At 72.9% G+C, this 9241-nt stretch carries 10 protein-coding genes and 1 pseudogene; 5 read left to right on the top strand and 6 right to left on the bottom strand.

Annotated features, from left to right (window positions below; genetic code table 11):
* A partial coding sequence (locus tag E1291_RS42590; protein ID WP_165495440.1) for a DUF2637 domain-containing protein occupies nt 1–733 on the bottom strand: 733 nt, incomplete at its 3' end.
* Nucleotides 734–903: 170 nt separating this feature from the next.
* Nucleotides 904–1551 (bottom strand): dioxygenase family protein, encoded by a 648-nt coding sequence (locus E1291_RS34910; RefSeq protein ID WP_131742337.1) that lies wholly within the window; start codon nt 1549–1551, stop codon nt 904–906.
* A gap of 237 nt (nt 1552–1788) precedes the next feature.
* Between E1291_RS34910 and E1291_RS34905 the strand changes: the two genes are divergently transcribed.
* The 3 genes from E1291_RS34905 (at nt 1789) to E1291_RS34895 (ending at nt 4400) form a co-directional block, all read left to right on the top strand.
* Complete coding sequence (locus tag E1291_RS34905; RefSeq protein WP_165495439.1) at nt 1789–2751, top strand: AraC-like ligand-binding domain-containing protein; 963 nt, start codon at nt 1789–1791, stop codon at nt 2749–2751.
* Nucleotides 2752–2959: 208 nt separating this feature from the next.
* Nucleotides 2960–3586 carry a LysE family translocator gene (locus E1291_RS34900; protein WP_131742335.1) on the top strand — a complete coding sequence of 209 codons (627 nt, stop codon included), beginning with the start codon at nt 2960–2962 and terminating at the stop codon, nt 3584–3586.
* Nucleotides 3587–3695: 109 nt separating this feature from the next.
* Nucleotides 3696–4400 carry a Crp/Fnr family transcriptional regulator gene (locus tag E1291_RS34895; RefSeq protein ID WP_131742334.1) on the top strand — a complete coding sequence of 235 codons (705 nt, stop codon included), beginning with the start codon at nt 3696–3698 and terminating at the stop codon, nt 4398–4400.
* A 54-nt stretch (nt 4401–4454) separates the two neighbouring features.
* Here the strand turns inward: E1291_RS34895 and E1291_RS34890 are convergent, their stop codons facing one another.
* Nucleotides 4455–4853, bottom strand: coding sequence for a DUF3291 domain-containing protein (locus E1291_RS34890; RefSeq protein WP_131742333.1), 399 nt, complete (start codon nt 4851–4853; stop codon nt 4455–4457).
* 88 nt (nt 4854–4941) lie between these two features.
* On the opposite strand from E1291_RS34890, the gene E1291_RS34885 reads away from it, so the two are divergent.
* Nucleotides 4942–5508 carry a TetR/AcrR family transcriptional regulator gene (locus tag E1291_RS34885; RefSeq protein ID WP_242614567.1) on the top strand — a complete coding sequence of 189 codons (567 nt, stop codon included), beginning with the start codon at nt 4942–4944 and terminating at the stop codon, nt 5506–5508.
* A gap of 21 nt (nt 5509–5529) precedes the next feature.
* Here E1291_RS34885 and qcrB read toward each other — a convergent pair whose 3' ends face one another.
* On the bottom strand, nt 5530–7227 hold the full coding sequence (gene qcrB / locus E1291_RS34880) for a cytochrome bc1 complex cytochrome b subunit (RefSeq protein WP_131742331.1): 1698 nt from the start codon (nt 7225–7227) through the stop codon (nt 5530–5532).
* A gap of 123 nt (nt 7228–7350) precedes the next feature.
* Nucleotides 7351–8070, bottom strand: a complete 720-nt coding sequence (locus tag E1291_RS34875; protein ID WP_131742330.1) for a hemerythrin domain-containing protein — start codon at nt 8068–8070, stop codon at nt 7351–7353.
* A 179-nt stretch (nt 8071–8249) separates the two neighbouring features.
* On the opposite strand from E1291_RS34875, the gene E1291_RS34870 reads away from it, so the two are divergent.
* Complete coding sequence (locus tag E1291_RS34870) at nt 8250–9014, top strand: hypothetical protein (RefSeq protein ID WP_131742329.1); 765 nt, start codon at nt 8250–8252, stop codon at nt 9012–9014.
* 17 nt (nt 9015–9031) lie between these two features.
* On the opposite strand, the pseudogene E1291_RS34865 reads toward E1291_RS34870, so the two are convergent.
* Nucleotides 9032–9241 (bottom strand): annotated as a pseudogene (locus E1291_RS34865) (NrfD/PsrC family molybdoenzyme membrane anchor subunit); the annotation flags it as partial.

Below are 9241 nucleotides of genomic sequence, written 5' to 3'. Positions count from 1 at the left end.
AACAACGACTCGCTGAGGTGTTCGTCGAGCTGGCAGACACCCTGGTGGCCGACTTCGATCTCATCGAGTTCCTGCACCGGCTGGCCTCGCGCTCGGCGCCGGCGGCCTCGGCGGCCGCCTGCGCGGTGCCCGACTCCAGCGCCTTGCCGGAGTGGCCGGGCACCTGGATCTGCGGGAACGGCCCGGTGTTGCGCAGCGGCATCAGCGTGATCTGCTGCAGGGTCACCGGGCCGGTGATGGCGCGGTGCTGCGTCTCGGGCTGCTTGGCCTCCTCCTCCGCCTCGGCTTCGCGCGAGACGTACCGGTGCAGCGTGCGCAGCAGGACGAACAGTCCGAGCATGGACACGATCGGCGGTACGGCGGCGGTCGCCTGGTAGGAGAAGTTCTTGTGCCCGACGTGACCGACGTTGAAGATGAGGCTGGCCGTCCAGCCGGCGAGCGCGATGCTCAGCGGCAGGAAGAAGTCCAGCCAGCTCAGGAGCTGCCGGCGGTGCAGCACGAAGGCGTCCACCGCCAGCAGGAACAGCCCTAGCTCGCCGACGATGATGAAGAGGTCGACCAGCAGCGGGAAGGAGTCGGCCTTCCAACCCCGCAGGCCGTGCTCCAGCGCCCAGTGATAGAGACCGGCGTAGGATTGGGCGAAGCCGCCCACGGTGGCGGTCAGGACCGCGGCCGCCATGAAGGCGATGGCCCCCCACCGTGTGATGACCTGTGCCCGGTTGGCAGCGCTCATGCGGGGTGTGCTCCCAGATTTCCTTACTCAACCAAAAGCGATCGCTGGGAGACTATCCATTCCTTTGCCGTTTCGTGGCCGATTCGCATCACGTCTCGGCCGCGGTCCCGCACGACCGTCCCCGCCGGGTCCCAACGGTGACCGGGCGGGGACGGGGCCTCACCAGGGTGTTACCGGACCTGGAGCACGAAGTCGAACGTGGCGGTCTTCGCGATCCGGTTGCCCGTGATCTTGATCAGCAGGCTCGGGTCGTACAGCGAGTCCTGACCGTTGCGGGGCTCGCCCGGGAAGTACAGCTGCGTGGTGAGGATCCGCTGGCCCGGGGCCTGCGCCTTGACGTGGATGTGCCGGGTGCGGCCGGGGTAGAGGCCGGGCACGATCGTGGTCAGGGCGTAGCGGCCCTGCGCGTCGGTGTACTGGTGGCCGCGGAACTTGAACGTGTAGTTGTCGTAGTCCCCGTTGTTGTCGGCCTGCCAGAAGTCCAGCAGCGCGTGGGCGACCGGCTTGCAGCTCAGCGAGTAGACCACGCCGGTCAGCGTGAGCGCGGTTCCCGGCCCGTCGACGATCGAGCCGCGCTCGGGCGAGTTGGGCTTGAAGTAGGGGCCCTCCATCTGGGAGTGGGTGGCGCTGCTGTCGCCGTCGGTGCACTTCGGCGTGGGGGTCAGCAGCCTGCCGGTCGTTCCCGGCTTGGTACGGGCTTCGGCGGGCGAGGCGGCGAGGGCGGTCACGGCGGTGGGCAGTGCCACGGCGCCGAGTCCGACGGCCGTGATGAAGTTCTTCCGGCTGATGCCGCCGTTCTCAAGCTCGTCCTCGGGCATGGCGGGTTCCTCTCGGCGGGTTCTCGAGGTGGTTGGGAGCGCTCCCCGGGGGTTCGTCGCGATATGTATAAGCCGCGACTGATCTGGGGGGCTTGGCCCTGCCTGCCGCGATTTTGGCGCGGTGTGCCAAAGACCGGCCCGCGCGTCGTGCTGACTCGCTCATTGACCTTCCTGACGCGGCGTAGAAGCCTTGCGGGTGGCGTCCGGGACCAGTCCGTACAAGCGCAAGGGAGCGCCATGCCCACGCTCGTCAGCACCTCGGACCACCCTGCCGCCGATCAGGCCGACTACTGGCGGCACGTGATCGGGACCGCCTTCGGCCCCTTCCACCTGCAGCCCCAGGGCCGCGGCCCGTTCACCGCGAGGCTCGTCGGCCGCACTCTCGGACCAGTGGAAGCCGGTGAGGTGCGCGCTCCGGCGCACGCCGTGCGGCGCAGCCCGCGGCAGATCGCCCGCGACACCCGCGAGTGCTACAAGCTCGGCCTCATGCTGCGGGGCTCGTGCCTGCTGCGCCAGAACGACCGGCAGGTGCGGGTCAGGCCGGGCGACGTGGTCTTCTACGACCTGACCCGCCCCGTCGACATCGCCTTCGACGCCCACCACATCTTCACCGTCGTGATCCCGCACCGGGCCGTCCCGCTGCCCGCCGGGCGGCTGGCGACGCTCGGCGGCACGCTGCTCACCGAGCGGGCCCGCACCGGCCGGCTGGTGACCTCGCTGCTGGCCGCGGTCGCCGAGGACGGCTCCGGCGAGGACGAGCCGTACGCGCACCACCTCGGCGGGGCGATCGTCGAGCTGGTCACGGGCGCCGCCAGCGAGTGCCTGGGCGCGGCGCAGTCGCCGTCCCCGGACTCGGCGGAGATGCTGCGCGCCATCGTGGAGTGGATCGAGGCGCGGCTGCACGACCCGGGACTGTCACCGGCGGCGATCGCCGACGCGCACCACATCTCGGTCCGCCAGCTGTACCGGGTGTTCCAGCCCAAGGGGACCACGGTCGCCCGGTACGTGCGCTCGCGCCGGCTCGAGCACTGCCGCCGCGAACTGCGCGACCCGTTCCTGGCGACGCAGCGGATCGGCGCGATCGCCGGCCGCTGGGGGCTGCCCGACGCCGCCGCCTTCAGCCGCGCCTTCCGCGCCGCCTACGGCGTCACCCCGAGCGCGTACCGGGCCGCCGCGACGGGCATCGACCGCGCCGACTGACGTCGCGTCCTCCGGCCGCCGCGATGGCACGGTCCGGCCCGGCCCCGGCCGGGCCGGACCGTGCGCCGCACCCGGCCTCCGACCACGGTCGCAGGGGGGTCGCAGGGGGGCGCCGGGGGTCGCCGGGTGGCGGTGACCAGCGGATGAGGGTCGGGCAAGGGGGGATATAGGGTCGCGGCCGGGAGGCCCATGCTGCATGATGCGTTTCATGGTCGATCCATCCCTATATGCGGCTTTCGTTGTGGCCGCGCTCGCCCTGTGCGTCACCCCGGGACCCGACATGATGTTCATCGTGGCCATGGGCGGCCGCGGCGGTCCCGCGACGGGCGTGCTGGCCGCCGCGGGGGTGGCGACGGGCGCGCTGACGCACGCGGTCGCCGCGATGCTGGGGCTGTCGGCGCTGTTCGCCACGCTGCCCGCGCTGTACCACGCGCTGCGCTGGGCGGGCGCCGCCTATCTGCTGTTCCTCGCGGTGCGCTCGTTCCGCGACCGCGGCGAGCCCGGCGAGGAGCCGGCCTCGGCCGGGCCGGGACGGCGCCGCGCCTTCGTGCAGGGCGTCGTCACGAACCTGCTGAACCCGAAGGTCATTCTCTTCAACATCGCGTTCCTGCCGCAGTTCGTGAACCCCTCGCTCGGGCACCCGATGGCGCAGTTCCTCGTCCTCGGGCTCACGCTGGTCCTGCTCGGCCTCGTCGTGGACGGCGCGGTCGGGCTGCTGTCTGGCCGGCTCGCCCGGCTGCTGCGCCGCAGCCGCCGCGTCGCGCGGGGCCTGAACCTGTTCAGCGGGACCGTGTTCACGGGGCTGGCCGTCCGGCTCGTCGCCGTGCCGAAGTAGGGGCCGGAGCGGCGGGTGGCCCGCGCCACCCGCGTTCCGCCTTCCCTCGTCGGCACGGCCGGTCTACCGTTCGGATGACCAGCCGTTCGTGACGCCGGGGGAGGAAGCCGTGACACCGCACGCGCCGTCCACGCCGCGCCCGGGCTTCTGGGCCGCCCTCGACCGCGCGCAGCAGGCGGCGCTGCGGTCGGCCGCGCGGCCGCGGCACTTCGCCGTGAAGACCCCGCTGGTGTACCAGGGCGACGAGTCCGACCACGTCATCATCATCGAGCGCGGCTGGACGAAGGTCACCTCCGCCACCGAGGACGGCCACGACGTCGTGCTCGCCGTGCGCGGGCCGGGCGACCTGCTCGCCGAGAGCGCGGTGCTGGGCGGCCGGACCCGGTCGGCGACGGTGACCGCGCTGTCGCCCGTCCGCGCGCTGGTCGTGCCCGCCGCCCGCTTCACCGGCTTCCTGGACGCCCACCCGCAGGTGTGGATGCTCGTCACCAGCACCTTCGTCCAGCGTCTCGACGACGCCGACCGGCGGCTGAAGGCGCACGTCACCAGCCGGGGCACGCACCGGCTCGCGCAATTGCTGGCGGAGCTGGCCGAGATGTCGGCCCACCACGGCCCGGCCGCGCCGGACGGCAGCATCGACATCGGCCCGCCGCTGTCCCAGGAGGAGCTCGGGAGCTGGATGGACGCCTCCCGCGAGACGGTCGCGCGGGCACTGAACGGGCTGCGCCGCGCGGGCCTGATCCGCACCGGCTGGCGCAAGATCACGGTGGTCGACCTCGCGGGCCTGCGCGCGTTCGCGCGGGACCGCGACTGACGGGCCGGGCCGTCCGCCCCGGCCGGCCCCCGTGACCCGCCGTGGCGTGCGCGCTCAGCTTCCGCCGGGGTGCTCGGCGATGCGGCGCTGCGCCTCGGCCCAGTCCACCGGCAGGTCGGCGGCGTCCACCGTCCAGAAGACGAAGGTGGAGTCGCGCATCACCGCGCGCTTGGCCCGCATGGTGGAGGCGTGCGGCTCGGCGGCCGCGTAGGCCTGGAGGGCGTCCTTGCCGCTCCATGCCGACAGCGTCCAGAACGTGCGCTTCAGCGGCTCGGCCTTCAGCGACACGCCGTGCGCGCCGGCCGAGCCGCGGGCCTGCCGCAGCAGGGCGAACGAGGCGAGCATGAACCCCGGCACGTGGCGCAGCGAGCGCACCTCGAGCCGGGACGCCATGACCAGCACCTCGGTGCCGGGCGGCGCGTCCTCCACGGGTGTCCAGGGCAGGGTCGGCATGGGTCCGTCCTCCGGGTAGCACAATCTTGTCATTGGCAAGATTGCCCTACGGGGCCGGAACTTGTCAATGACAAGATATGCTGCCGCGGTGACACCTCCGAGCTACCACCACGGCGATCTGCGGCGGACGATCCTGGCCGCCGCGGTCGGCGCGATCGCCGAGACCGGCCCGGCCGGCTGGAGCCTGCGCGAGCTGGCCCGCCGGGCGGGCGTCTCGCACGCCGCGCCCGCCCACCACTTCGGCGACAAGACCGGGCTCCTCACGGCTGTGGCCGCCGAGGGCTACACGCTCTTCGCCGAGGCCCTGGAAGGGGCCGGCACCGACCTGCACGACGTGGGCCTCGCCTACGTCCGCTTCGCCGTCGACCACCGCGGCTACTTCGAGGTGATGTTCCGGCCCGACCTCCACCGGGCGGACGACCCGGAGCTGACGGCGGCCCGCGATCGCGCGGACGGAGTACTGATGCGCGGCGTCCGCGACGTCCGGGACTTCGCGCCGGGCGGCCCCGGGGACGAGCGCACCGCCGCGATCGCCGCCTGGTCCATCGTGCACGGCTTCGCCGACCTGTGGCTGAGCGGCGCGCTGCCCGCCGACCTGGGCGGCGACCCGGTGGCGGCCGCCCGTCCGGTGATCGGCCTCCTGTTCACCCGCTGACCCGGGACCGCCGGCCCGGGTTCAGCCGCTCGCGGGCGGGACGGGACGCGGACCGTCCGCCGGCTCCTCACTCGGCACCGGAGGAGAAGGCACAGCACTGGACGGCACTGCAGTGGACGGCACTACGGCGAGGCCGGCACGGAAACGCCGGTTGAGGGACGCGCGGACCCTCGCCGCGCCACCGCGCCCGCGCGGGCTCTCGACGCCGTCCGCGGGGGGCGGAACGTCCAGCGGGACGGCGACGGCCGGACGCGGGTCGGTGATCGCGGCGATCGCCTCGTCCGCCGGCCGCCGTTCGACCTCGAAGAACCCTCCTTCCGGGGACAGCCGGACGATCCCGGTCTCCAGCCCGTGCCGGACGATGCCGAGGTCCCGGTTCTGCAAGCCGACGCAGATGCGGTAGGCGACGCCGTAGGCCAGCACCGGGCCGATGATGACGGCGCCCCGGAAGAACCAGGTCGTCGCGAACAGCGAGACGTGGAACGTGTGGGCGAGCACGTCGTTTCCGCCCGCGAGCCACAGCACACCGTAGAACACGACCCCGGCGACGCCCACGCCCGTCCGCGCGGGCACGTCGCGGGGCCGGTCGAGCAGGTGGTGGATCTGATGGTCGCCCGTCACCCACCGCTCCAGGAACGGGTACGCCGCCAGCCCGGTGAACAGGACGCCCGGCACGACCAGCGTGGGCACGACCACGCTCAGCGTGACCGTGTGCCCCCACGCCGACAGCTCCCAGGCGGGCATGATGCGCAGCGCCCCCTCCAGCCAGCCCATGTACCAGTCGGGCTGCGAGCCGGCGCTGATGGCGCCCGGGTCGTACGGGCCGAACAGCCAGACCGGGTTGATCTGCACGAACGCGGCCAGCAGGGCGGTGACGCCGAACACCCACAGGAACAGCGCCGAGGTCTTGGCGACGAACACGGGGAAGAACGGATAGCCGCGGACGGTGGTGTTCGTGCTGCCCTTGCCGGGGAACTGGGTGTGCGTCTGGCGCCAGGTCAGCACGACGGCGTGCAGCGGAATCAGCGCCGCGAGGAGCCCGGGGATCAGCAGGACGTGGACGACGTACAGCCGCGGGACGATGTCGTTCCCCGGGAACTCGCCGCCGAACAGGAACATCACCAGGTACGACCCGACGAGCGGGACGGAGGCGGTGACGCCCTCCAGGATGCGGATCCCCGTCCCCGACAGCAGGTCGTCCGGCAGCGAGTAGCCGAACAGCCCGTTCAGCATGACCAGCGCGAACATCGCGATGCCGATGAGCCAGTTCAGCTCGCGCGGCTTGCGGAACGCGCCGCTGAAGAAGTTGCGCAGCAGGTGGACGAGGATCGCGCCCATGAAGATCAGCGTCGCCCAGTGGTGGATCTGCCGGACCAGCAGCCCGCCGCGCACCTCGAAGCTGATCTTCAGCGTGGAGGCGTACGCCTCGCTCATCTCCACGCCGCGCAGCTTGGCGTAGGAGCCGTCGTAGACGACCTCGTGCATGCTCGGCTTGAAGAAGAGGGTCAGGTACACGCCGGTCAGCAGGATGATCACGAAGGAGTACATGGCGATCTCGCCGACCAGGAAGCTCCACTGGTCCGGGAACGCCTTGCGCAGCGCCTTGCGGGCGAAGCCGGCCGAGCCGAACCGCTCGTCCAGCGCCCGCGCCGTGGCGTCCACGGCCCTCGGTGGCCTCGCCCGGCCCGCCTGCCCGCCGGGTGCCCGAATCCCCGCCATCGTCAGTCCCTTCGTCGAACGCCTGGACGGTCGAACGTCTGGACATGAGACAGATCCGGATCGGCGAATGTGACATCCCCGGCGGCGCGGCGGCGCGTCACCGGGCCCGGACGGACCGGCGGTTCAGCCGGACGTGCCGGAGGGCTCCGGCCACAGGGCCCGGCGGCGGTAGCGGGGCGACCAGCCCCGCCGGTACGCGAAGCGCACCGGCGGGGGCAGCAGGCGCAGGACGGCGCGGCACGTCTCGTCCGGCGCGCCGTCCAGCAGCCACTGCAGGAAGACGCCGAGCCCCCGCAGCCCCACCTGGCGGCGGAACTCGACGTCGAACGCGCCCCACTCGTAGGGGGTGAGCGTGGCGGGGATGAGCGGCAGGACGTGCGCCTCCTTGTGGGCGAGGTGGGCGTTCACCGCCGCCGGGACGTCCCGGGCGCGGCGCGCCAGGACCGCCCCGTCGCCGTGCTCCAGCGCCGCGTCCACCGTGTCCATGAGCCCGACGAGCCGGGCGGCCTGCAGGTCCATCGTGTCCAGCGCGGCGGACCGCAGCGCGGCGACCGGCCTGCCGCGCATGACCGTCCACAGCGCGCGGTGCTCGGCCGCGTGCTGCGCGCGCCAGTGGAAGGCGAAGACCGTCCAGCCGTTGAGTACCGGCGCGGGCACCGCCGCCGGTGTCACAGCGGACGGTTCCGCGCCGTCCGGCCCGTCCGGCTTATCCGTCCCGTCCGCGCCGGCGTGCCGGGTCAGTGCGGCCATCCGCGCCATGTCCCGCCGGAAGGCGTCGTACACGGCGTGCAGCATCGTCAGGTCGAAACGCCTCCGCGCGCCGTCTCCCGCACCGGCCTCCATGCCGCGCCTCCCTCTCCTCGGGGTCGCGGCCTCCGGCGGGCCGCTATAGAGAGATGTATCCAGACGGCCCGATGTGACATCCCCCGCCCCGGCCGGAGCGCTTCCCCTCGTGGGGGTACAGAACGGGCGATTCCCCCGAAAAGCTGCCATCTCGACCGGTGTGGCGTAGCCTGCGCCGCGTGATCGACGACCAGGCATCGATGAGCTCCCGCCATGTCCTCTGCGTCCTCGGCACCGGACTGGACCTCGACGAGGTCGAGGTCATCGCGGGTAAAGAGGGGTTCGAGCTCGACCGCGAGTACTCCGAGACCGAACCCGACCCCCGGATGCCGGCGGCGTTCGAGGCGTGCGCCGCGCGGGCGTCCTTCACCGGCGCCGACTGGGCCGCGGTCGAGGAGCACGACACCGTCGCCTACCTGCTGTCACCGCCCGTCCTGCCGGACGCGTCGTTCACCGTCGCGCGGCGGTCCCTGGTGCTGACGGCCGAGCTGCTGCGCTCGGGCGCCACCGCCGTCAAGAACGAGAGCAGCGGCCTGACGCACGGCCGCGAGCGCTGGCTCGACCTCGCGGCGGGCGTGTACACAGGGCTTCCCGAGGACTCGGTGGTGCCCCTCTACCGGGCCTGGGTGAAGCGGCCGATCGCGGCCTCGTCCGTCCACCACAGCTGCGGCATGCACCTGCTCGGCGCGCCGGACGCCGAGCTGGAACGGCCCCCCGCCGACGGCGGAGCCGAGCCGGACGCCGACACCGTGGCCGGGCTCCTCGACGCGCTGGCGCTCCACCTGCTGACGGAGCGGCCGGCACGGGATATCGAGGACGGCGAGGGCTTCCGCCTCACCCCGGACGCGCCGCAATGGATCCTCCGGCACCATCCGTGCGAGCGCTACGAGGAGGACGACATCTTCTTCAACCCGCACGGCTACTGGCGCCTCACGCCGGGATAGCCGTTCCGGGACTCCCGTCACCGGTGGCCGTGAGCGGCCTCCAGGCGTTCGCGCTGCGGGACGACCGTGTACTTCGGGTCCTTCGCCGACTGCATCCCGGCGTGGAAGACCCCGAACCGCGTGCAGGCGGACGCCGCGAGCAGCGCGGCCCCGCTCAGCGCCGCCGCCGCCCTGCCCCGCCCGGCGAGCAGCGCGCCCCCGGCGGCTCCCGCGGCCGACAGGACCTC

The organism is Actinomadura roseirufa (assembly GCF_900659635.1).
In the GTDB taxonomy this organism is placed as follows: domain Bacteria; phylum Actinomycetota; class Actinomycetes; order Streptosporangiales; family Streptosporangiaceae; genus Spirillospora; species Spirillospora roseirufa.
The sequence above is the reverse complement of the archived record's forward strand: the minus strand, read 5'-3'. Positions and strand labels throughout refer to the sequence as shown.

Coding starts and splice junctions, on each gene's coding strand:
- E1291_RS34910 (WP_131742337.1), bottom strand. CDS start 1,551: ATGCCCGAGGACGAGCTTGAGAACGGCGGCATCAGCCGGAAGAACTTC.
- E1291_RS34905 (WP_165495439.1), top strand. CDS start 1,789: ATGCCCACGCTCGTCAGCACCTCGGACCACCCTGCCGCCGATCAGGCC.
- E1291_RS34900 (WP_131742335.1), top strand. CDS start 2,960: ATGGTCGATCCATCCCTATATGCGGCTTTCGTTGTGGCCGCGCTCGCC.
- E1291_RS34890 (WP_131742333.1), bottom strand. CDS start 4,853: ATGCCGACCCTGCCCTGGACACCCGTGGAGGACGCGCCGCCCGGCACC.
- qcrB (WP_131742331.1), bottom strand. CDS start 7,227: ATGGCGGGGATTCGGGCACCCGGCGGGCAGGCGGGCCGGGCGAGGCCA.
- E1291_RS34875 (WP_131742330.1), bottom strand. CDS start 8,070: ATGGAGGCCGGTGCGGGAGACGGCGCGCGGAGGCGTTTCGACCTGACG.